We start from the raw sequence: 22,135 nt of genomic DNA on the forward strand, positions 1-22,135 counted from the left end.
CAGGCGAGCTGGCGCATGTACTGGGCGGCGACTTGGGCTAGCACGATGGGTGCTGCAGTCCCCGCGGCCGTCACCGACAACTACCACGACCCGCTGCGGGACTGGAGCGAACGCTGGCTGGCCCAGCGCCGCGACCAGGACCACGCGTCGACGTCGTGGGCCCAGAAGTTCGCCCACGATGCGATCTGGCCGCACGCCCCACTGATCGGGGCCGGCCGGCTCGCCGAGCGCTCGCCGTTCCTCGACCCAGAAGTCCTCGCCGCAGCAGCGGATCTCTCCCCGGGACACCGCTATGACCCGGCGTTGCCGACCGCATACCACCGCAACAAGGCTGCGGTGGTCTCCCTGTTCGCCCCACGAGAGCGGCAGGTACTGCCGCCGGCCAAGCAGTACTTCCAGACCGCGCTGCGCGAGCTCGTCGAGCGGTGCGACCCCCGGCTGCTCACGGCGGCCGGATTGATCGATCCCGCCCGCATCGACACTGCCGACACCGCGGTGTCGATGACGATCGCCGCAACCGAGAGCTGGCTCCGTGCCGCATCGGTCCGCGGCGCCCGGATCCCAGGAGTGAGCCCATGACCGGCACTCACCTCGATACGACGTCCCTGCTGGGTCATCCTGGTCTCATGCAGGGGAGGCCGTCGACCCGACTCACCACCATCACTCTTCACCCAGTACGCCGCGACGAGCACCAGGCAGTACTCGACCTCGTCGACGCCGACCGGCTGCCTGGACAACCCCAAGCCGCCCCCGCCGACCTGCGCGAGGCTCTCGCAGGACGTTCGCCCATCGACGGCGCCTTGTGGGCGGGACTGACTGACCTGCGGCATGACGTCGCCGTCGACAGCCTCGGCAATGTGCTTGGCGTGATCGCCACCGGCTGGCGCGCCCGGGACAGCACCGCGGTCCTCACCTGGATGCACGCGCGGGAGAACAGCGCCGTCCTGTCCGCCCTGCTCGACGCCGCCCTGGCACGCTTCTCGACGACCAAGGCGGAGGCGTTCGGCATGGCGACCGCACTGGACCTAGGACTCGAGGCGCTGCCGGTATCGCACCGGCGTCACACGGCTGATGTCCTGGTCGCAGCCGGATTCGCCAGCGCCGACCTGTGGAACTACATGCTGCTGCCACCGGATGCGCTGACCGAATTGCTCGACGCCCCGGCATCGAAGCTCAGCCCTGCGCTGACGTCCCGGATCGAGAAGCGGCGACTGGGCTGGCGTATCGCGGTCCACGAGGGGAAGCACCTCGTCGGCGAGATAGAGATCGACGGCCCTGCCCAGGGCATCTCCCGGATAGCGTGGCTCGAGGTCGACCCCGGCCACCGCGGCGCTGGACTCGGCCGGTTCCTCCTTCGAGCGGGCTTGGGCCGCGCCCGGCGCGCCGGAGCCGAGCAGGCGGTGCTCTACGTCGATGACGATGAGCCCGGCACCGCGCGCGACCGAACAGCAGCCACAGCCCTCTACCGGAAGTACGGATTCCGCTCGATCGACCGTCTCCACACCTTCACTCGGTCCTGACCGTCGGGCGAGCGATACGCGGGCCGTAGGGACGGACTGGTCCTCGCGGGGGAAGAGAAGCCGGCGAGGTCCCGCCCGCTACATGGGTGGGCCGTGATGACTCTGCACCCCGCTCTCCGGCTTGCCCGCCGATGCCGCGCCTGCCGCACCCGACGCGGGTGACACCACCGGCTCTGCGTCGTCGGCCGGCCGGTTGGTGCGGTCGGGTGGTGTCACGCCGGTCGGGCGAGCGCACGCCCCCGGCGCGCCGGAGTTCGTGGTGCGGGCGAGTCACGTCCCACCGCAGCGGTCGGGACCGCACCGGCCCCACTTCCACCGGGGCCGGTACGAACGCCGCACAGATTGGACTCACGTCATGAGCCAGAACATCGAGCACAACACCTCGCGCGCTGACAACGAGGGCGGACCGGGCCCGGTGGCGCTGACGACCCGCAACGCCGACCTGAGCGACATGGTCGAGCTGCTGCGTACCCAGCAGGCCGCGAAGTCCGACCACGTCGTCGCCGCCTCGGCCTTGCAGGCCAGGGCCGGCAGGGTGGTCGTACGCGGCGCCGGCCCGGTGAAGCTGTCGATGGACGGGGTCACCAGCGGTGACCTCTCCCTGGCCCCGACCCGCACCGCCGACAACGGCATCGCCGACAAGCTCGGCATCCCCACCGCCTACCTGCGTCGGACCCGCGAGCACAACGTGGAGCTCTACGACGACAACGTCAACGGCTGGCTCACCCACGACCCGAACCGCCGGTTCCTGGTCCGCGGCCTCACCGCAGGTGAGGGCGGGCAGGGGGTCATGCGGGCGCTGCTGTCGGACCGATACCGCCCGATCGAGAACCTCGACGTCCTGATGACCGCCCTGGAAGGCGTCCACGCGGCCGGACACCCAGTCGACATCGTCTCCGCGGACCTGTCGGAGTCCCGCATGTACGTCAAGATCCGCTCGACCGCGGTCTCGGCGATGGCCCCGGCGCTGCTGGCCGGCTACACCTCCCCGTTCTCCGGCGCGCGCGGCGCCGACAACCCGACGGTGTTCGCCGGGTTCGTGCTGACCAACTCCGAGACCGGGCAGGGTAAGTTCCGGCTCATCCCGCAGCTGACCGTGCAGATCTGCAACAACGGGATGACCCTGACCCGCCACGCCATCGACGAGGTCCACGTCGGCGGGCGCCTCGCCGCAGGCCAGATCAACTGGTCCTCCGACACCCAGGCCGCGAGCTTGCAGCTGGTCACGAAGATGACCCGCGACGCGATCGGTTCGTTCCTCGACGAGCGCTGGGTCGCCGAGCGGATCGCTGAGATCGAGGCCGACGCCGGGATCGAGGTGACCCGCCCGCAGCAGACCATCGAGCACGTCAGCAAGAAGCTGCGGTTCTCCATCGAGGCCCAGAACTCGATCCTGTCTCACTTCATCGACGGCGGCCTGCGCACCTCCGGTGGGGTACTGCACGCGGTCACCGCGGCCGCTCAGGGCATCGCCGACGTTGATGAGGCCTACGAGGTCGAGGCCCGCGGTATCGAGGCCATGCGGCTCTCCGCCGCGTTCACCACCGGTCGCGTCGCGTGAGCACGCCGCAGACGGTGAACCCCCTCGCGTTCGACCACTACAGTGCGCCGACGCTGGCCCAGTGCGCGGCCGCGTCTCGCGCCGCGGCCCGGCTGGTCGGGCACGACCAGCGTTGGACGGCGGTGTCGCAGCGGGTGCTGAGGGACGGGGCCACCGATGAGCAGTTGTGGCCGGCGGTGCACCTGCTCGTGGCGCCCTCACCGGAGTGGCCGTTCCACCTGATGATGACCCGTTACCTGCCCGGCGACTGCAGCGTCTGCCACCTTCGCGAGGCGGAGCACTGTCCCTGCGGGTGGTGCCCGACCCGGGGCCACGCACCGTGCTGCGAGGTCGCCTACGGCTGGTGGCAGGTCATGTCGGTCCGCCACGCCGCCCGTCCCTGATCCCGCGCGCGTCGAGCCAACGCCACCGAACTCCCATCCCACCACCTGACCACCCGAGCCCTGGCTGGTGCGGCCTGCCCTGCGCAGTGGATCGCCCCAGCCAGGGCTTCGTGCTGTGCACACCTTTCGAGACGAGGAACCACCGATGATCACGTCGTCCGAGAACCATCGGCTACTCCACGAGCAGGGCATCGCCCCGCTCCTGCTCACCGGCGCCGCCCGGGCCGACACCGCGCCCGGCCACCCCGGGCAGGCGCGATCGTGACCGGCGCAGCGCAGCTGGGGAACCGCGATGTCGCCGAAGCTGTCGCTGAGGCCTTGACCGCGATCGACGAGCACCCCTGGGCGACGAGCACACACCCCAGCGGGATGCTGCTCACCGCCACCGACGGTGCGGCCCTGCGAGTCCGCATCGCCCGCCACGGACCGGAGTCCGGCCGATTGCTCGTGGTCTGCGAACCCCCGCCGGACGCGCGGGACGTACCCGGTGCCGACGCGCTGAGAGCCCGAGCCACCGTCGATCCGACCCGCCCGACGGCCCGGATCGCCGCAGACCTGCACCGGCGGCTGGTCACCCCGTACCGCCACGCCCGCCCGGCCGCGCGGGACTGGCGGCGCGCCGCGGACGCCCTCGCCGCCGCTGAGCAGGCCATCCTGGCCGAGGTCCGCTCCAACCTCTCCGGCCTCCCGACGCTCGTGTCGCGAGGCGAGCACGGCGACCGCGGGGCGCTACGGCTGTGCTCAGATCATCCGCACACCGGTCCCATCGACTCGGTGCAAGTCGTGGAGCCCTCCCTGCGCCACGAGATCCGCCCCGGCCAGTTCGACGCGCAGTTCCCGAGCTACACCGAGGTCCGGCTGCGGGTACACCCCCGGCTGCTACCCGACCTGTCCCGAGCCCTCGCCGTGCTCGGCTGGGCATCGGACATCACCTCAGTACCTGCCCACCAGTGCCCGCACGCCCACGAGCCGCAGTGCAGACACGGTCACGACCACACCGATCACAGAGACCCCGAGGGCCTCATCGGCCGCCTCGCAAGAAAGCACGAGGTGGGAGGCGCCGACATGATCACCGTCAGGGTCGAAAACACCTACTCGTGCGGACACGAGTCCGAGTACGCGGCCGTGATCCGTGCGCCCCACGTCGGCGAGAGCGTGGAGGGATGGTTCGACGATGTCGTCCAGCCCGAGACCGGCGACGGTCACGCGTGCGGACCGTCCGAGCACGCGCACTACGAGGCCCTGGTGACTGTCGCTCCGCGCCGCCCCGACCTGCTCGGGCAGAGCCGCACGTGGGAGGGCTGAGGTGGACGACATCGGAGCCCAACGCCTCAACGATGGGCTGACTCCCCGTCAGTCGGCCGAGCGTGCGCTGGGGGGCGCTGCGCGCGTACCGGCCGGACGGGACCTCACCCGAGCGGATCGCCGCGGTGGACGAGCAGGCAGCCGAGGGCGTGGCTGACCTGATCACCGACCTCCTCCACCTGGTGACCGAGGCCGGCTGGGACCCCCGCGAGGTCATGCGCAGCGGCATCAACAACTTCGCTGGCGAAACGGGGACATAGCCAGGTCAGGTATGCCGTGTGTCCGCCCCGGCCAGGGGGCGGACACACGCTGGCATCCCGACCGGCGGGCCGACGATGCCTCGGCCGCGAGGTCCCCCACGGGTGAACCCGCCCCGCTGACGCCTGAGCGCTGCGGCACTCCCATGGCGGGTCCACACCGGGGTGACCACGGCCGATCCCCCTCCGGCCCCCCGGCCGGGCTGCCCGGGACGCGCAGCGCACCCCCGGGCAGCGGGGGCGCACCGCCCGACCAGCGGGTCGGGCGGTCACCGCCAGGGAGAGGCCCCGTTCATGAGACACACCACCACCGACTCGACCGACCGCGTCGACGACCAGCCCGAGACCACCGGTACCCCGGTCGCGCCGGTGACCGCGGAGCTCCTCGGCGATGTCGACGAGCTCGGCGAACTGGCCTGGGCGGACCCCTCCACACTGGTCCTCGAGGTCAATACCCGCACCGACGCCCACCTCGACCCGCACTTCTGCGCCTCGATCCGCGACCGCGGCGTGCGCGAACCCATCAACGTCTACCGCCGCGCCGCCGATGGCGCCCTAGTCGTGCGCAAGGGCCAGCGCCGCACCCTTGCCGCAGTCAAGGCCGGTCTGGCCCGTGTGCGAGTTCTGGTCGAACCCCAGACCCCCGCCACCGACGCCGCCGAGGCCTTCACCGACCCCGCACAGGCCCAGCGTGTCGCCGAGGCCGAGCGAATCATCGACCAGCTCGGCGAGAACCAGCACCGCGCCGGGATCTCCGACGCCGACGAGGTCGCCGCACACCAGCAGCTGCTCGGGCTAGGCATGACGGCGTGGCAGATCGCACGGACCACCCGGACCCCAGCCAAGCGGGTCCGACAGACCACCGCGGTCGCCCGCAGCGCCCGGGCGCTCGAGATCGGGTCCTGTCACGAGCTGGACCTGGTCCAGATGGCGGTGATCGCCGAGTTCGCCGATGACGACACCGCGGTCGAGCAGCTCACCGAGACCGCGCTGACCCGACCGGGACAGCTCGCACACCAGGCGCAGCGGCTGCGCGACGAGCGCGCAGACCGCGCCCGGTGCACAGCGGTGGAGGACCAGCTGCGCGCTTCAGGGGTCACGGTCCTGAGCCGTGACGACGACCGCCTGGACACCGCGTCCTCGATCGCTCGGCTGCGGCCCACAGCGGACGACCCGCAGGGCACCGACCTCACTGAACAGGCCCACCGCGACTGCCCCGGCCACGCCGCCACCGTCATGACCCGCTGGGACTTCGAGCAGGCAGGCAGGATCGCCCAGCCGGTGTGGATGTGCCTGGCCCCCATCGAGCACGGCCACGCCGAGCTCTACGACCGGTCCCAGCCAGGCATCACGACCACTGCGCCGGTCGGGGAAACCGACGAGCAGCGCCAGGCCCGCGAGGACCGCGAGCGGGAAGCCGCGCGCCAGGAACGGCGCACGGTGATCGCGAACAACAAGGCATGGGACTCCGCGCAGATCGTGCGCCGGGACTGGCTGCGCGAGCTGTTCACCCGCAAGGCGGCGCCGAAGGGAGCAGCGATCTTCGTCGCTGCCGAGATCGCCCGGGGCGATCACGACCTACGCCGCGCGATGGAGTCCCGCAACGCCCTCGCCGCGACCCTGCTGGGGTTGGGCGCCGCCTCCCCCCGTGGCGTCTACGGCCTCCACAGTGGGCCGACCCACCCGATCGCCGAAGCCGCCGGCACGTCGAACGCGGCCCGGGCCACGATGCTCTCCCTCGCGGTGGTCCTCGCCGCCTACGAGGACGGCACCCACCGCAACAGCTGGCGTAACCCCAGCCCGGCCACGCGGCGCTACATCACCCAGCTGCGCGAGTGGGGCTACGACCTGTCCGACGTCGAGCAGCTCGTCATCACCGACCAGACCGGCGCCACCGAGACCACACCGCGGGATGCCACCGTCCCGGACCCCACTACCGAGGCGGACTCCGCCGAGAACGGCGGTGTAACCGACAGCGCCGGCGAGGCAGCGGCCGAGGACCAGACAGCGGACACCACCGAGCCCGACACCGCAGCGACCGGCACCGCGGCAACCGCCGAGGGCGGGACTGAAACCACGGCGGAGGCCGCCGCGAACAGCGAGGCCGCCGCGAACGGCTGACCGCACGGTCACCGCAGGGGCGAGACGCCCGCGGGCGTCTCGCCCCTGCGCCCGACCGCGCTGTATCCGCAGTTCCCCTACGTCGTACAGGAGCACACATCGTGGACATCTCCATCGACCTGCTCGCCGCCGTCCTCGCCGAGACCGACACCGACCACTGGCGGCGGCGTTCGCACCACGAGCAGGCCCGCTACATCACCGCAGCCCTCAGCCTCGGCACCGCCCACCCCGGCCCACGTGCCGCCCCGCCCGGGCGCGCCGCCGAAGCCGAGCACACCATCGAGGAATGGGTCTGCCGGGCCGAGCGCCACGACCTGGCAGAGGACGAGCAGCACGCGCTGCAGAGCCTGCTCACCACCTACGGCCTCTCCGGCGGAACCATCCCGTCGCCCTGGGGGCGTGCCCTCGGTGAGCTGATCGCGGTCACCGGGCCCACTCACCGGCGAGCGCTGGCCCGCGCGTTTCCCGATTGGATCGTCTGGGCCGAAGCGCTGGAGACCCCCGGGCTCCGACAGCGGCTCCTCGCCGCCGTCGATAACGCCTAAGCACCGACGGACCAGAACGTGTGGCGCTGCGGTCCGGCGCGCGACGCCGCAGGCCGGTGGAGCTCGTGCCAGATCGCCCGGAGGTCAGCACAGCACGGCGTGGTTCGCGGCGATGGACGCCTGCCGACACCGACCGGGTGGGACGGGCCTCGCTTCGATCGGACCCGCTTCGCGGGTTCCCGCCCGGTCGGGCCAGCGGCAACCCCCGCCGCCCCCTGCGGGGCCACACCGCACCGCGCTGAGGCAGAGCCGCGATCCAGCGCAAACCCCACCGATCCGCGGAGGCCCCGTTGACCAGTACAAACACCCCCACCACCAGCGAGGCGGCCCTGACCCTGGACCGGCTGCAGACCCACCCGATCGTCGTCGACGGCCTGCGGGTGAGCGTCGCGTCGGATCCGCACCGGATCCGGCTGGTCGTCGCCGACGACGACGGCGCGGTGGAGTTGCGCTGGCTCGACCCGCGCAACGCGTCGGGGCCGTTCGGGCCCTCGGTGGTGCTGCACTCGGCCCACCCGGTGGGCCCCGGCCGCCTCTACGAGGAGATCGGAGAGGACTGCGAGCTCACCGGGGACGAGGTCACCGTCGGGATCTGCTACCCCGACACCGTCGTCGCGGACGCCGTCCGATGCGACCTGCAGCCCCTGCTCGAACCCGGCGTCGATCTCGCGCCCGTGGTCGCGGTGCTGGCCGGCTACCACCGCCGCTGCCTCAACCGCTGACAACCCGCCGCGGGGCCCCGCTCCCGGCGGGGCTCCGCGCCGCCCGCACCCCGCCAGCCTACTGCCCGAGAGGGGTTCGCCCATGCACACCATCGCCGTCACCGAGGACCAGTTCACCGCCGCGCTGCACGCCGTGGCCGGTGAACGCGGCCTGAACTGGACCTACCCCGGCATCGACACCGACCCCGAGGCCTACGTCGACCCCGCCGATCAGCACCCGCTGTTCGCCGAGAACAGCGGCGAGAACGGTGTGCCGTCGTGCCGCTACGTCAGCGCCGACGGCCACCGGGCGATGTGCCTGATCGGCGCCGCCCTGCACCGCGCCGGGATGCCGTTGCACCTGTTGGCCGACCACGAGGGCGCCCTGGCCGACGCCGTCCTAGACCTGCTGATCGTCCCCACCCTGCCCCACGCTGTGACGGCCGCGGCCCGCGCCGCGCAGAACGCCCAGGACGACGGCCGCACCCTCGGCGACGCCCTGACCGCCTACCACTCGGTCCTCATCAGCACCCGGCTCTCGACCATCGCCGACCGCGCACCGGCCGCCATCAGCTGATCCTGCCGCGGCCGGCCGGCCGAGCGGACGGTTGCCCCACTCGCCCGGTCGGCGCCGTGACCACCCACCGGCGCCCGCCGGACGCCGTCGCCACCCCTCGACGACCGACCGGAGGCCACGCATGACCACGACCGCCCACAGCCCGCGATACCCCGCCTGGGGCGAGCGCATGACCGACGACACCGTGTCCTACTGGGAGTCCTTCGCCTCCGCGCTGTCCTACTACCTCGACTGGGAGCAGGAATCGCGCATGGGCAAACAGGCCCGCTACATCGCTGACGTCCCGGCCATCAACCACGACGACGTGCGCGTCGTCGTTCGCCACGGCGGGCGGTGCGCACCGTGCGTGCTGCTGCCCGACGACATCGTGCGGGCGCTGAACGTGGCAGCCAGGCAGGGATGGCAAGAGATCCCGGACGTGGCCTACGGGTTCGGGCAGTACCAGCCCGTGTGGTCGCCCGCCTACCGCGTGATGCTGACGGTCTTCGAGGTCATGGCCCAACACCGCGACCCGCACCCCGGCGGCGACCGCCCGCTCGCCACGTTCGGGCAGCGCACAGGCCGGCCGACCTGCACACCGTGCGTATTCATCGGCGGCTACTCCACCTGGGACTACGACGCCCAGGACTGGCGCGACCGTGCCAGCGACGACCAGCGCCTGTTCCTGCACCAGTTCCCCGCACTCGACGATCACGGTCTGTCCTGGGCCGGATGAGCGGCGACGGCCCCGACCGACGACGGCGGCCCGACCGCCACCTCGGCCTCGCGGGAGCGATCAACAGACCGACACCCCGACGTATGGAGATGCTCATGCCATCCCACCGGCCCAACACCGACCGGACCAACGACACCCAACCGCGCTCGGCGGCCAGCCCCGGGCAGCTCAACCGGGCCGCCGAGTTCCTGCCTCAGACCAGCGACGATCAGCTGCCCGCGGTGAGGGTCGGTGACGCCTTGGTTTTCGCCTACTGGAGCGACGACGGGGCGCTGCACGTATCGATCGACACCACCGACCTCGGCGAGCGCTACCCGAACACTCCGCCGCTGCGGGTCATGCTCAACGACGGCCTCCTCTACCGGCGCACCATCACCGGGGCGACCTTCGCGGCTGAGACTGACGCAGTGCCGCGCGTGCAGGACCTCGGAGACGAGGAGTTGTTCCAGCACCTGGCCCTGGCCGAGCATGCCGAGCTACACGGTGCGAGTGGGCTGGCCTACCCGGTGGCCACGCTCGCCGCCGAAGTCGAGAGCCGGATCCCCGGAGCCCTCGAACGGCTCGCCCAGCACTTCGCCCATCACGACACCACCGACGTCGTGCGCGCCTGGTTCAGCACGCCGGCTCGCCTGCTGCTGACTGTCGCACGCACCGCGTAACCCCCGACGCGTCGGTACGACCTCGGCAACCAGGCCTCCATATCCATATGGGGCGCCGCCCCGGGCTATCTGCAGGGCCCGGCTCCTCCTACCTCGCGCGAGATCACCTGCTCGGCCTGAACAGCGAACTATCGCCTGGGTCTGACCACCGGAGCAGGACGGTCGCACACGTGCGGGCACGCGTGGTCAGAGCCCGGGGTTGGGAGACGCCCGGAGGTCAGCACAGCACGGCGTGGTTCGCGGCGATGGACGCCTGCCGACACCGACCGGGTGGGACGGGCCTCGCTTCGATCGGACCCGCTTCGCGGGTTCCCGCCCGGTCGGGCCAGCGGCAACCCCCGCCGCCCCCTGCGGGGCCACACCGCACCGCGCTGAGGCAGAGCCGCGTCACCAACCAGCACCGACCACTCCGAGAGGCACCCCATGAACGAGATCACCCTGACCGGGAACATCGGCCAGATCCGGCCCCTGGTCCGAGGCAAGGCCAACGGCACCGCAATCCTCAACTTCTCCCTCGCTCTCAGGCAGCGCGAGCGCGACCCGAACACCGGGCAGTGGCGTGACGCCGAGCCCGCCTGGCAGCAGGTGACCGCTTTCGGCAGGCTCGCCGAGAACGTCTACAACTCGGTGGAGTCCGGTACCCGGGTGACAGTGACCGGCCGGCTCACCGACGACTCCTTCACACCTGCCGGGGAGACCCGCCGGGTCGTGCGCACCACCCTGCACGCCGACACCGCCGGGGTCGAACTCAGCTTCGCGACAGCGACCGTCCACAAGAACGGGCGTCCCGCTTCGACCACCGCGCCTGAGGTCATCGCCCCTTGACCCCAGTCGTGGGCGACGCCCGGGCGCCGCCCACGACTGCGCCCGGCCCCTCGGGCTCGTCCACCCCCGTGACCACACCGCACAGCGCCGGGCCTGCTCCGACCGACCGCGACCCAGGCCCGGCCTGTGCACCCGCCACCGCAGCATCTGACCGTGGCAGCGACACGGATTCGCCGGAGTCGCTGCAGATGTGCAGATCGACTACCGCAGGGACGGACGGATCCCGGGCCGGCCAGGCACCGGTCCCTAAACCACGCGAGGAGCACAAGATGACCGTCACGACCAGCGCCGACAGCACCCACACTGCTGGGGAGCGATGCGATGGTGCGTACGACACCGGTGCCCGGACCAGACGGGAGGACACGGCGCGCATGCCGCGAGGAGCTCGTCCGCGCCTCGAACGTGAGGTGGCGCGGCTGCGGCAGGTCGCGCTCGACGCCGCGACCGCCGGTCTGTTCGTGTTCCCGGTCCGGGCCGGCACGAAGGTCCCGGCCTTCCACGGCGAGACCCGGTGCCGGCGCCGTGGAGTGTGCGCCGAAGGACACCAGGGCTGGGAGCAGCGCGCGACCCGCGACCGCGTCCAGATCCGGCGCTGGTGGTCGAACACCACCAGATGGAACGTCGGTGTGGCGTGCGGGCCCTCCGGCCTCGTGGTGATCGATCTGGACACCAGCACCGAGCCGATCCGGGCATGGGGCGGGGCCACCACCGGACGGGAGGTCCTCGACCAGCTCGCCGCCCGGCACGGCGAGACCCTCCCCGACACCTACGCGGTGCGCACGCCAACTGATGGCGAGCACCTCTACTTCCGGGTGCCCGAGGGGCTCCAGCTGCGCAACACGATCGGCGGGCACGGTCACAGCCTCGGCCCGCTGATCGACACCCGCGCCGGGGGCGGATTCGTCGTCGGCGCCGGCAGCATCCGCCCCGAAGGTGCGTACCAGGTCGCCGAGCACGGACAGGTCGCCGAGCTACCCACCTGGCTGACCACCCTGCTCACCCCGCCGCCGCCGAGCTCGCTGGCCACACCGGCGAGGAGACTGTCGACCAAGCGCGCGAACGCCTACATCGCCGCGATCCAGGCCGACGAACTGGACAAGGTCGAACACTCCCAGGCGGGCACGCGGCAGATCACCCTGCTCGGCGCCGCCCGGGTCCTCGGCCAGCTTGTCGGCGGTGGGGAGCTCGACGCCGACAACGCTCACGCGGCTCTGCTCGACGCCGCCCGGGTACACATCGGGGTCGCGGGGTTCACCCGTGTCGAGGCCGAGCGCACCATCGCCCGTGGGATGACCTTCGGGATGCGCGCCCCGCGCACCATCGACCGCGGCACCGCCGGCGCCGACAACCACGTCGACGAGGCGTAGCCCACGCGATGCTGAACTACCCGACAACGCGGTGCGGATGAGGTAGGGAGAGCCGATATGACCTTCAGACGCGGGCGGGCGCCGGTCTCCGGACACCGACACGGCCAGCACGCGGTGTCTCGGACGCGGGTGCGGCTGGCCGGGCGCGAAGTCGCGTTGTGGCAGCTACGCCGCGCACCCAGTGTCTACCGAGCGGTGGTCGAGCAGGCCAAGATCATTGACGGCTGTGCGTGGTGCCTGTGCACTGACCCCGCCCCGCGGCTGGTGATCCGCCACCGCGCAGGGGTCTACTACCTGGCCTGTTGGCCCAGCGGTGGAGAAGAGCACGCCCGCGACTGCGAGTTCCACAACACCACCGGCCAGTGGTCCGGGCGAAGCCAGTACCAGGACGGCGCGCTGCAGGAAACTGACGACGGCAGCGCGAGCGTGGCGTTGTCGCTGCCACTACACGTTCGCACGAGCGACCCCGCGGCGTCGGGCACCACCTCGAGCCCCCGCGATGCCGGGGCGGCGCGGTCACGGATGGGCCTGCTCGGGCTGCTGCACTACCTGTGGGAACGCGCCGACCTGACCCGCTCAAGCCCACCCGATAACCCCAGATCCGGCCGGCGTGGGTGGGCCAGGTGCAGTCCGCTCGTTCGAGCCGCGACCGACGGGGTGACCTCAGCCGGCCTGCCGCTGAGCTGGTGCTGCTACGTGATCCCACCGTTCGACCCCGCGCACCCTGACCAACACGATGCGGCGTTCACCCGGTTCACCGACCGGATGGTCGAGCGCAACGGGATAGTGCAGCGGGGGCTGCTGCTCGGCGCGGTCCGTTCCTGGACCCCGACGCCCTACGGACAGCGCTGCGACCTGCGCCATCACCGAGCACCGATCTTCTTCTCCACCGCGCTGCACAAGCGCATCCGCCGGGCCGCGGCGCCGGCGATGACCGACCAGCGCCCGGCCGGCAGCGAGCAGGTGATACTCGCCCTGGTCTCGCGCAGCGACCAGGGCAACCTGTCCGCGGTCGGCGCCGCGGTGATGCTGACCAACGCCGACTTCATCCCGGCCGACTCCACACACGAGGTCGTCATGGCCGATGCCCTGACGGCGGCGAAACGGACCTTCGTTAAACCCCTGCGCTACGACGGTGAGGCCGCGGTCCTGCCGGACTTCGTCCTCACCGACACCGATCCGGCGACCCTCGTCGAGGTCTGGGGCATGCTCGACCGCGAGGACTACACCGCGCGCAAGCAGGCGAAGATCAGCCACTACCGGAGCACGGACACACCGCTGATCGAGTGGGACGTCCGCGATCGGTTACCGGACCTGCGCCTGCACACCGCGACCTGACCGCGCCTCGCCGAGGTCAACCCCGCACTGGGGCAGTCGACCACTCCACACCGGAACGGGTTCGCGTGGTCCTCCGGTGGTCGGTGCGTCTGGATCGCCCGAAGGTCAGCACACCCGGCGGGGGCGGAGCACCGATGCCTGCTGCCGACCCGTCCGGGTGAGACTGCCGGGGGCTGCTGTTACCGAGGTGGTCGGCGGTGTGTGGGCCTGTTGCGTGCGGCAGTGGCGGTCACGAGGTGGTCGGGGTGGGTCGGGCCGGGTCGCGCCGCGACGGCCGGGGTCGAGGGGGCCGAGTCAGCTGGGGTCGGGTTCGCAGTCTCACCCGGACGGGCCAGCAGCAGGCCCCGCTGTCCCTTCGGGACCCCCACCGGGCGTGCTGAGGCTGCGCCGCGTTCCAGCCGCACCGACCACCGGAGGACCGCCATGCCTGCCGCCATCTTCGACTCCCTCGACATCGCCGACGGCTACACCGAGCGCGACGCCCGGATCTTCCGCTCACTGGCCGCGGACTGGGAGTCCGCCGGCCCGGTGGAGGCCGATGGCTCGGGCATCGCCGAAGGCGAGGAGCCGCCCTTCTGAGGGCGGTCCGCCCTCCGGGGCCCGCCCGCCGGGCGGGCCCCTTCCCGTGTGCGCGTGAGGAGGTCCGGCTGATGCCGATCGAGATCCACCAGACCTACAGCACGAAGATCCGGCCGGGGGACTGGCTGCCGACCGACACCATCGACCGGATCCGCCACGACGAGTACGGCGTGCCCGTGCGGGTGGAAACCAACCGCCGTACGCGGGTGGTCGCGGTAGAGAACCGGGCCGCGACCACCCGCGGGGTCGATGGCCACGAACCGGTGACCCTGGTGCTCGACGGAGGGGCCGTCCTCGAGGCCCGCCCGGACCGCAAGATCGTCGTTGTCCGCGAGACCGCACCGGTCACCTGAGCGAACGCAGTTGCGTGGCCCCCCGCGGGAGGGCCAGCGCGGCGTGGCGGATTCCGGTGCGGTGCGCCCAAGCCGGGCGGAGTGTCAGCCGGGAGGGGCGACCGGCGGCCGGGTGGGGGCGCTCAAGGCCGCGCCGGGCCGTGAACCCCGGTGGACCGCCTTCGGCGGGAGGTGGGCCTGCCGGCCCTAGAGCTGAGCACGGCCTCACTCCACGTAAAGGGCGCTCCGCTGGCGCTCCGCGTCGCCACGGCGACAGCCCTGGCGGGCTGCCCTTGACGTCGAGCCTCGGAGGCCGAGCGATCGCCGCGAAGCGGCAGCGGGGACGACGCCCGCTGCCCCTCACGGGCCAGCAGCCCCACCCACCCCGATCACCCACCGCCAGCGACGGAGAGGCACCGCGATGACCATTGCCAGCGAGACCACCAGCACCGACGATGTCGACAACACCGGCGCTGTGATGACTGCGGCGGCCGCGGAGCTCAGCGTCATCGCCGAGATCATCGAGCGTGGCGCGGTGCGCGGCGCGCGTGCTCGTCTTGCCCGCCTGCTCGACAGCGTCGACGCGCCGACTCGACTGCTGATGGTGCGTTGCGTGGAGGCGCTGGAGGCCGAGCACCCGACAACGGCCCTTCACCGGCTGCGCGACGAATGGCGTCGGGCCGACGAGGACGGGCGCGCACTGGTGCAGGCGCTCGCGCCGACCGCGGAACGGCGCGCGGAGAAGGCCCGCGATGCCGCGCGCATCGCAGAGGACAACCGCGCCAAGGATCGCGACCGGGCGGCCCGCCGCGCGCGGAACCTGACCAGCCGCCGCGCCAACCCACGCGAGCGGCGCGACCCGCGCACGGTCGAGTCCGACACGGTGGCCCGGCGCTACTTCGCCGACCGGGTCGAGCCGAGCACCGAGGAGGACGAGCGGCAGCGTGATGACCGGATCGACTACGACCGGGCCGCGCTGGCGCCGATGGCCGGGCTCGGGTGCGTGGCGTGTGGAGTGGAACGCTCAGCCACCGACCGGCGCCGCGCCAATGACGATGGACTGTGCCAGGACTGCCGTGAGGACGGCGTTCCCGGCATCGCGATCCCGGCCGCGGACGCGGACGCGCGGGCAGTGCTGTTCGCCCGGTGCGACTACATCGCGGCGACCTCGACCAGCCCGAACGAGCGCGATGCCCGGATGAGGCGCGATTGGCGGGCGATGCGACGGACCGACCAGTTCGCCGTGGTCGACTGGCGCGAGGCGCAGGGCATGTGACGGCGTCGGGCCCCACCGGCACGGTCGTGCGGGACCGCGCCGGTGCCGGGTGGCGCTCAGGGCCGCGCCGGGCCGCGCGCGGAGCGGACCCGCCTTCGGCGGCACAGCATCATCCGCGACGACGCAGCAGCCAGGCCTGGCCTGGCCTGCCGCGGTTGCCATAGGTCAGGTAGTCGCTGCACTGCCACACGGACCTCGTAAGGGGTCAGTCCTCGACCGACTGGACGGAAGGGCCTGAGACGGAGGGGACCGGCGGACCCTCCATCTCACGTTCGGCGTCGATGGCCGGGGAAGCGTCCTTGGCCGGAGCCGGGGTAGCGGCGCCGCCGGGCTCGCCACCGGCGCGTGCGGGTCCCTCGGGTGCCGGTGTCGTTGAGTCCTGGCCGGCCGGCTCATCGGCACGAGCTCGCTTGAGCATCGCGCGGACACGTTTGACCGGCAGTTCGAACAGCGCGGCAAGGTCCTCCGCGCTGCGCCGGCCCCGGCCGTCGACGTGCAGCTCGACCAGCACTGCGCACTGGTCGGCCGTGACGGCGTCAAGTTGCTCGCGCGCGTCGGTCATCACCTGCTCCCGTCGACGATCGAGTTCGGCGATGGCATCGGCACGTTCGCGGTCGATCTCCGTGACCCGAAGCTGGGCATGCGCGTAACGAGCGAACGCTACTTCCTCCCGCTGGCGCTGCTGCTGCTGGTCACGGTCGAGCTGATCTCGCTTGGCCAGCATCCCCGCGATGTCGTCTCGCTCCTGGCGTGATTGCCGCATTCTCTGCCTGGCCATGACTGCTTGCCCCCTCAGTCCGCGTTCCCTGCGCGGGTTCTATCCCGCCCTGACAACATAATGGAAAGTACACGGCAAGTGATCTCGTTTGACAGACGAGGTGGGGGCGGCCGTCGGGTGCATGAGTCCGCCCCCCGCTCGGGCACACGCTGCCCGGGCGTGTGGCGGTCGGTGCCTGGCATGTGGCCGTGACCCTCGCGGCGATCGAGAGGGAGTGTGGCCGTGCCAGCACAGCGAGAGGACAGGGCGTGTCGGCCGTGGCGGTCACCTAGTCCGGTGCGCCGTCGTGGAGTGCCACCGGCAGGACGGCGGCGGCGACCTGCCCGCGGCTGCGCGCGCGCCAGATGGTCGGCAAGGTCGCGGCGGTTCAGATCCACACCGGTGGCCACGCAGACCGCGAGCTGATCGTCCAGGGCTCGGATTGCCGACACCCAGCCGGGCGGGACCGCCGGGCCCAGATCGCCGGCGTAGAGCACCTCGCCGGCCGTGCCAATAGTGATCCCTCCATCGGGGTGCGGCATCTCCACCGACCAGCCGGGCGGGCGCGGGAGGGCGCGGACCGCGCTCGGATGAGTCTCGGTCAATAGTGCCCAGCCGCGCCCCAGCATGGCGGAGACCAGCACGCTGACCAGCTCTGCGCCCCGATGCGGATCGGCCGCCCAGATGTCGCGGCTAAGCGCAAGCGTCAGGGTCGCCGCCACCTCACCGGTGCGCTCGTCGTGGACTACGCCCGGCGAGGCCAGCAACGTCCCCATCGGGTCGTCCGCGTTCACCGGCCGCAGCTCCTCCTCGCGCTCGTCGCCGTCCCGCACGTCGCCTTCGCTCCCCGTCGCCGATCGTCCGCTCGATCCGTATCCGCCGCGCTGCCTGCCGTCGCCCGACCTCACCCATGCTGCCATCCCACCAGTCATCGTCACCGCTTCTCCGCTAACAGACCTATGCATCAACTGATGATCTTCGGTTGGGTGCGGTAAGATGTGGATCATGCTGCGGATCAACACGGTCGGGGCGGGGGCGGTCGAGTACCTGCTCCGTGGCTCCGGCTGTGCCGCGCACCGCGGCCCTGAGCAGGGCGCCGAGCAGGGCACGGATGGGCCGGGTTACTACGCCGCGGCTGTCGAGCACGGTGAGCCGGAGGGCCGTTGGTTTGGGTCGGGGATCGTGGCGCTGGGTCTGCCGTTCGCTGCCGGTGAGGCGGTGGTGGCTGAGGATGTGCGGGCGGTGTTCGGTCAGCTGCGTCGCCCGGAGTCTTCGGAGGAGGACCCGGTTTATCTGGGGAACCGGCCGCGGAAGTACCGGGCGGTGGAGGAGCGGGTCGAGCGGGCGATCAGGCGTGAGGCGGGTGTGCCGGCTGAGGAGCGGGTCGAGGAGATTCGTCGGGCGGCGGAGGCTGATACGCGTCGGAGTGTGGCGTATTACGACTGGACGTTCAGTGCGCCGAAGTCGGTGAGTGTGTTCTACGCGGCGTTGCTCGCGGCCGGTGCGGATGGTGAGGCCGCGGCGGTGCGTGCGGCGCACGACCGGGCTGTGGAGACGGCGGTGTCGTTCGCCGATGAGCGGGTTGCGGTGACGCGGACGGGCCGGCATTCGGGTCCGCGGTCGCGGGCGGGGATGGGGACGTTCGAGCGGGGGCAGGGGACGACGTGGACGTTGTGGGGGCACTCGACCAACCGTGAGGACGAGCCTCAGTTGCACACCCACGGTGCGTTGTTGAACCGGACCGCGACCGCGGATGGCCGAATCACGGCCCTGGACGGGGCGTCGTTCCGAGGGTTGAAGCAGGCCGTGGATGCGGTGTATCAGCAAGCCCTCGAGCAGCTGGTCACCGCCGCGGTAGGGGTTGCGTGGCGGGAGCGTCCGGACGGGCATGCGCGGGAGATCGCCGGTGTCGACCAGGCGTTGATGGACGCGGCGTCGACTCGGACCGGGCAGGTGGATGCGCGGATCGCGGCGTTGGTGGAGGAGTTCCGGTCGCGCACTGGGCGGGCGCCGAGTGCGGCGGCGATGCACCGGATCGCGCGGATGGCGGTGCTGGACACCCGGGCGCCGAAGTCCGCGGACGCCGGGCCGCAGGCGTTGCGGCGCTGGGCGCGGGCGCATTCGCGGGAGCTGCAGGGTGCATTGTCCGACGCGGCTGAGGCCGCCGCGCAGGGACAGCCGGTGCGGGGTGAGCGAGCGGAGCCGGTCGACCGGGAGGAGCTGCTGGGGGCGGCGGTGGAGCGGGTCACGGGCCGGTACGCGGTGTGGGACATCGGGAACCTGACGCTGGCGATCAAGGCCGAGGTCGGGGACCGGTGGGTGGGTCTCGGGCTGGGGGAGGCGACGCCGGCGCAGCGCGCGGCCGCGCTCGAGGACCTCGCCCGTGACGCGGTCCGCCGCGCGGACGTGGTGCAGGTGTCGATGGTCGAACCGGTGGAAGTTCCCGGCGGGCTGCGGCGCGACGGTGATGGTGGCTACGTCCTGCGCGGGGCGCATCGGGAGCGCTACTCCTCGGTCACACACGTCGGGCGCGAGGAGGCTGTCGTCGCTCGCGTGAGCGCACCGCTGGAGGTGGGGTTGGCCGCAGGCCGGGCGGCTGCGGTGCGGGAGGAGCTGGTCGGGCAGGGCATGAGCGGCGACCAGGTCGACGCCGTCGTGGCGATCCTGACGTCGAGGGTCGCAGGGGACGTCCTGGTCGGCCCGGCGGGTGCGGGGAAGTCCCGCACCGTGGGCGCGCTCGCAGAGATCTGGTCGCGGGAGATCGGTGGCCGGGTGTTGGGGTTGGCGACCTCACAGGTCGCCGCGGAGAACCTGCGTGGGGACGGGATCCCGGCGATCAACACGACGATGTTCGAGCACCGGTTCACCCCGGATGAAACCGGACACGTTCGGCAGCGGCTGTCTGCCGGGGACCTGTTGATCGTGGACGAGGCCGGAATGTCGTCGACGATAGACCTGCACCTGATCACCCGGCTGGCCGCCGAGGCCGGCGCGAAGGTGGTCCTGGCCGGTGACCACGAGCAGCTGGGCGCGGTCGAGGCGGGCGGGTTGTTCGAGCACCTGACCCGGCACGCGGCGAGCGTGTCGGAGTTGGTGGTCGTGCACCGCTTCGCCGAGTCCTGGGAGCGCGCGGCGTCGCTGCTGGTGCGCGGTGGGGACACCGCCGCGGTGGCGGAGTACCTGACCCGTGGCCGGTTGCGGGCGGGGACGTTGGAGCAGATGCAGGCACAGGCCGGGAAGGCATGGCTCGCCGACACCGTCGCGGGCAAGCAGTCCCTGCTGATAGTGGGAACCAACGACCAGGCTGCGGACCTGTCGCGCAGACTGCGCCAGGAACTCATCCGACTCGGGCGGGTCGACGGGCGCACGGTGAGCCGAATCCACCGCGGGCAGAAGGTGTCGGTCGGGGACCGAGTGCAGGCCCGGCGCAACGACCGCGGTCTGCTGGTGGAGCCGGCTGTGCGCGTCGACGGTCGAACCGGGGTGGTGCAGCCGGTGACAAACAGGGAGATCTACACGGTGGTCGGCGCGACGTCAGAGGGGACGGTGCTGGGGCGGGACCGGCACGGCGCGATCGCGCACTTCCCCGCCGCCTACGCCGAGGAGCACCTGACGCTGGCGTATGCGGTGACGGTGCACGCCTCGCAGTCGCTGACCGTGGACACCGGGCACTTCGTCGCGGACGAGGGCAGCAGCCGGCACGCGGCCTATCCGGCGATCACCCGGGGACGCGAGTCCAACCACGTGTGGTTGGTGTCGGAGCGTCCGGCTGATGAGCACGACCAGCAGGCGATGTATGAGACCGCGCGCAGCCGGTTCTCTGCCCTGGTCGAGCACAGCGGTGCGCAGGTCTCGGCCCTGGCTACAGCGGAGGAGGGCGAGGGGCGGGCGCGGTCGTTGGTGACGCTGGCTGGTGACTGGTTCGACCTCGCCCGCGCGCAGGGTGAGAAGCGTTCCGCGGGGCTGCTGGAGCGTGGGCTCGGGTCTGCGGTGGCCGGGCGGGTGGAGCGTGAGTCGGGGCGCGGTTCGTTGCTGACCGTGCTCGCTGAGGCCGAGGTCGGGGGGCATGACCCGGAGCGGTTGCTGCGTGAGGTCGCCGACCGCCGCGAGCTGGACTCGGCGGAGAACGTGTCGGACGTGCTGCGCTGGCGCATCGCCCGCACGCTCCCGACACGAGTAGCCGACGACGCGTCGGCCGCGCAGCAGTTCGTCACCTGGACCGTCGAGGGCGACGACGTGTACTCGGTGCAGCGGAACCGGCTGGCCCCGCTGATCACCGCCCGGGCCCGGGAACTCGGTGAGCAGGCGGCAGCCGAGCAGCCTGAGTGGGCGGTCGGACCGCTGGGCGCTGTCCCCGATGCCCAGGCGGAGCCGGAGCTGTATGAGCGGTGGGTCGAGCGGGCCGGCGTGGCGGCGGGTTATCGCGAGTACGCCGGTGTCGGCGCGGAGTCCACGACGCTCGGTCCGGCGCCCGCGGCGGAGGATGTGCAGGCGCGGGCGTGGTGGACCCGCGCGGTCGTCGCGCTCGGCGGTGAGACGGCGATGCCGCGTCATCACTCCCGGTCCGACGCTGAGCTGGTGGAGAAGGTCCGGGCATGGGAGCGGACCCGGTCGACCGGTCCGGTGTATGCCGCTGACCTGCTGGCCGGTGCCCACACCCGCCTGCACGAGGCCCAGGTTGTCGCGACCCTGGCTGGGGCGCAGCGGGACAACCCGCACGCGGTCCAGGTCGAGCGGGAGCTGAGCGGGGTCAGCGCAGACGGCGCCGAGGCGATGGTGCGCATCGCCCACGGGGAGGTCACCCGCTGGACAGGCGCCCACCAGCGGCGCAGTGAGTGGTACGAGGGGGTGCGCGAGGTCGCCGACGATGCGCGGTTGGCGGCGGAGGAGCTGCGTCGCCGTGGCCGCGACTGGCAGGTCGACCCCGAGCCCGAGCAGTACACCGACCCCGACCGGGGAGAGCGTCAAGGTATGCAGGCTTCGGCTGTCGGTGGTGGCGAGCATGGTGAGCTGCGGCCGGAGGTGAGTGAGGTGATCCGCCGCAACGAAGAGGCCGGGCGGGCCGCCGCGGCCGCGGGCAGCAACGACCCGACCGACCCCCGCGAGATCCTGCGGAGGCTCCGAGACAGCAGCCAGGCCGAACGCGGTCGGGGGCAGGACACCGGCCGTAGTCGTGACACCGGTGACCGGAAGGCTGGCCGGGCGGCGGAACGGACCCGGGCTGAGGACGCCGCGCGGCGTGCCCGCCAGGACCGGAGCCGCGACACCGGACGCGACCAGGGCCAAGGCCTCGGCCACAGCTGACCCCGCACCGGGG

Annotated in this window: 19 protein-coding genes and 1 pseudogene; 19 read left to right on the plus strand and 1 reads right to left on the minus strand. The window is 72.1% G+C overall.

The genetic code is table 11. The annotated features are described in order from the left end of the window. From ATL51_RS00005 to ATL51_RS00085, 18 genes and pseudogenes are all read left to right on the plus strand, one after another. A pseudogene (locus ATL51_RS00005) lies at window positions 1–579 on the plus strand (asparagine synthase-related protein); the annotation flags it as partial. Then, window positions 576–1,520 carry a GNAT family N-acetyltransferase gene (locus tag ATL51_RS00010; protein WP_100877134.1) on the plus strand — a complete coding sequence of 315 codons (945 nt, stop codon included), beginning with the start codon at window positions 576–578 and terminating at the stop codon, window positions 1,518–1,520. The pseudogene ATL51_RS00005 and the gene ATL51_RS00010, both read left to right, overlap by 4 nt. Before the next feature lie 355 nt (window positions 1,521–1,875). Continuing rightward, window positions 1,876–3,081, plus strand: a complete 1,206-nt coding sequence (locus ATL51_RS00015) for a DUF932 domain-containing protein (protein WP_224400976.1) — start codon at window positions 1,876–1,878, stop codon at window positions 3,079–3,081. Further along, window positions 3,078–3,464 carry a hypothetical protein gene (locus ATL51_RS00020; protein WP_100877135.1) on the plus strand — a complete coding sequence of 129 codons (387 nt, stop codon included), beginning with the start codon at window positions 3,078–3,080 and terminating at the stop codon, window positions 3,462–3,464. Before ATL51_RS00015 ends, ATL51_RS00020 begins: the two co-directional genes overlap by 4 nt. A gap of 318 nt (window positions 3,465–3,782) precedes the next feature. After that, window positions 3,783–4,769 carry a hypothetical protein gene (locus ATL51_RS00025; protein WP_157818117.1) on the plus strand — a complete coding sequence of 329 codons (987 nt, stop codon included), beginning with the start codon at window positions 3,783–3,785 and terminating at the stop codon, window positions 4,767–4,769. Window positions 4,770–4,894: 125 nt separating this feature from the next. After that, window positions 4,895–5,029: a hypothetical protein gene (locus ATL51_RS29140; RefSeq protein ID WP_255624037.1), complete on the plus strand. Its 135-nt coding sequence runs from the start codon at window positions 4,895–4,897 to the stop codon at window positions 5,027–5,029. A gap of 291 nt (window positions 5,030–5,320) precedes the next feature. Continuing rightward, window positions 5,321–7,147, plus strand: a complete 1,827-nt coding sequence (locus ATL51_RS00035) for a ParB/RepB/Spo0J family partition protein (protein WP_100877138.1) — start codon at window positions 5,321–5,323, stop codon at window positions 7,145–7,147. A 101-nt stretch (window positions 7,148–7,248) separates the two neighbouring features. After that, a complete protein-coding gene (locus tag ATL51_RS00040) occupies window positions 7,249–7,692 on the plus strand; it encodes a hypothetical protein (RefSeq protein WP_100877139.1) in 444 nt (147 codons plus the stop codon). Between the two features lie 290 nt (window positions 7,693–7,982). Continuing rightward, window positions 7,983–8,414, plus strand: a complete 432-nt coding sequence (locus ATL51_RS00045; RefSeq protein ID WP_100877140.1) for a hypothetical protein — start codon at window positions 7,983–7,985, stop codon at window positions 8,412–8,414. An 82-nt stretch (window positions 8,415–8,496) separates the two neighbouring features. Next, window positions 8,497–8,970, plus strand: a complete 474-nt coding sequence (locus ATL51_RS00050) for a hypothetical protein (RefSeq protein ID WP_100877141.1) — start codon at window positions 8,497–8,499, stop codon at window positions 8,968–8,970. A gap of 121 nt (window positions 8,971–9,091) precedes the next feature. Next, window positions 9,092–9,685 carry a hypothetical protein gene (locus ATL51_RS00055; protein ID WP_100877142.1) on the plus strand — a complete coding sequence of 198 codons (594 nt, stop codon included), beginning with the start codon at window positions 9,092–9,094 and terminating at the stop codon, window positions 9,683–9,685. Window positions 9,686–9,768: 83 nt separating this feature from the next. Then, complete coding sequence (locus tag ATL51_RS00060; protein WP_301548826.1) at window positions 9,769–10,344, plus strand: hypothetical protein; 576 nt, start codon at window positions 9,769–9,771, stop codon at window positions 10,342–10,344. 423 nt (window positions 10,345–10,767) lie between these two features. Next, window positions 10,768–11,169 carry a single-stranded DNA-binding protein gene (locus ATL51_RS00065; RefSeq protein ID WP_100877143.1) on the plus strand — a complete coding sequence of 134 codons (402 nt, stop codon included), beginning with the start codon at window positions 10,768–10,770 and terminating at the stop codon, window positions 11,167–11,169. A 371-nt stretch (window positions 11,170–11,540) separates the two neighbouring features. Next, entirely contained in the window at window positions 11,541–12,536 is a 996-nt protein-coding gene (locus ATL51_RS00070) for a bifunctional DNA primase/polymerase (RefSeq protein WP_224400973.1), read from the plus strand. A 129-nt stretch (window positions 12,537–12,665) separates the two neighbouring features. After that, entirely contained in the window at window positions 12,666–13,874 is a 1,209-nt protein-coding gene (locus ATL51_RS00075; protein WP_301548827.1) for a DUF1173 family protein, read from the plus strand. A 423-nt stretch (window positions 13,875–14,297) separates the two neighbouring features. Further along, window positions 14,298–14,453, plus strand: coding sequence for a hypothetical protein (locus tag ATL51_RS27805; protein ID WP_157818118.1), 156 nt, complete (start codon window positions 14,298–14,300; stop codon window positions 14,451–14,453). Window positions 14,454–14,524: 71 nt separating this feature from the next. Further along, the gene (locus ATL51_RS00080) at window positions 14,525–14,806 is read left to right on the plus strand and encodes a hypothetical protein (protein WP_100877146.1); all 282 of its coding nucleotides are present in this window, start codon (window positions 14,525–14,527) and stop codon (window positions 14,804–14,806) included. A gap of 400 nt (window positions 14,807–15,206) precedes the next feature. Continuing rightward, entirely contained in the window at window positions 15,207–16,061 is an 855-nt protein-coding gene (locus tag ATL51_RS00085; protein WP_100877147.1) for a hypothetical protein, read from the plus strand. Between the two features lie 205 nt (window positions 16,062–16,266). On the opposite strand, the gene ATL51_RS27810 is transcribed toward ATL51_RS00085, so the two are convergent. Then, window positions 16,267–16,785, minus strand: a complete 519-nt coding sequence (locus ATL51_RS27810; protein ID WP_157818119.1) for a hypothetical protein — start codon at window positions 16,783–16,785, stop codon at window positions 16,267–16,269. 1,038 nt (window positions 16,786–17,823) lie between these two features. Between ATL51_RS27810 and mobF the strand changes: the two genes are divergently transcribed. After that, window positions 17,824–22,122 carry a MobF family relaxase gene (gene mobF / locus ATL51_RS00100; protein ID WP_167409924.1) on the plus strand — a complete coding sequence of 1,433 codons (4,299 nt, stop codon included), beginning with the start codon at window positions 17,824–17,826 and terminating at the stop codon, window positions 22,120–22,122. The last annotated feature ends 13 nt before the right edge of the window (window positions 22,123–22,135 follow it).

This window comes from Pseudonocardia alni (assembly GCF_002813375.1).
Classification (GTDB): domain Bacteria; phylum Actinomycetota; class Actinomycetes; order Mycobacteriales; family Pseudonocardiaceae; genus Pseudonocardia; species Pseudonocardia alni.

Excerpts from the sequence above, each read along its gene's own strand:
- ATL51_RS00010 (WP_100877134.1), top strand. The coding sequence starts at position 576 with ATGACCGGCACTCACCTCGATACGACGTCCCTGCTGGGTCATCCTGGT.
- ATL51_RS00015 (WP_224400976.1), top strand. The coding sequence starts at position 1,876 with ATGAGCCAGAACATCGAGCACAACACCTCGCGCGCTGACAACGAGGGC.
- ATL51_RS00035 (WP_100877138.1), top strand. The coding sequence starts at position 5,321 with ATGAGACACACCACCACCGACTCGACCGACCGCGTCGACGACCAGCCC.
- ATL51_RS00050 (WP_100877141.1), top strand. The coding sequence starts at position 8,497 with ATGCACACCATCGCCGTCACCGAGGACCAGTTCACCGCCGCGCTGCAC.
- ATL51_RS00055 (WP_100877142.1), top strand. The coding sequence starts at position 9,092 with ATGACCACGACCGCCCACAGCCCGCGATACCCCGCCTGGGGCGAGCGC.
- ATL51_RS00060 (WP_301548826.1), top strand. The coding sequence starts at position 9,769 with ATGGAGATGCTCATGCCATCCCACCGGCCCAACACCGACCGGACCAAC.
- ATL51_RS00065 (WP_100877143.1), top strand. The coding sequence starts at position 10,768 with ATGAACGAGATCACCCTGACCGGGAACATCGGCCAGATCCGGCCCCTG.
- ATL51_RS00070 (WP_224400973.1), top strand. The coding sequence starts at position 11,541 with ATGCCGCGAGGAGCTCGTCCGCGCCTCGAACGTGAGGTGGCGCGGCTG.
- ATL51_RS27805 (WP_157818118.1), top strand. The coding sequence starts at position 14,298 with ATGCCTGCCGCCATCTTCGACTCCCTCGACATCGCCGACGGCTACACC.
- ATL51_RS00080 (WP_100877146.1), top strand. The coding sequence starts at position 14,525 with ATGCCGATCGAGATCCACCAGACCTACAGCACGAAGATCCGGCCGGGG.
- ATL51_RS00085 (WP_100877147.1), top strand. The coding sequence starts at position 15,207 with ATGACCATTGCCAGCGAGACCACCAGCACCGACGATGTCGACAACACC.
- ATL51_RS27810 (WP_157818119.1), bottom strand. The coding sequence starts at position 16,785 with ATGCTGGCCAAGCGAGATCAGCTCGACCGTGACCAGCAGCAGCAGCGC.
- mobF (WP_167409924.1), top strand. The coding sequence starts at position 17,824 with ATGCTGCGGATCAACACGGTCGGGGCGGGGGCGGTCGAGTACCTGCTC.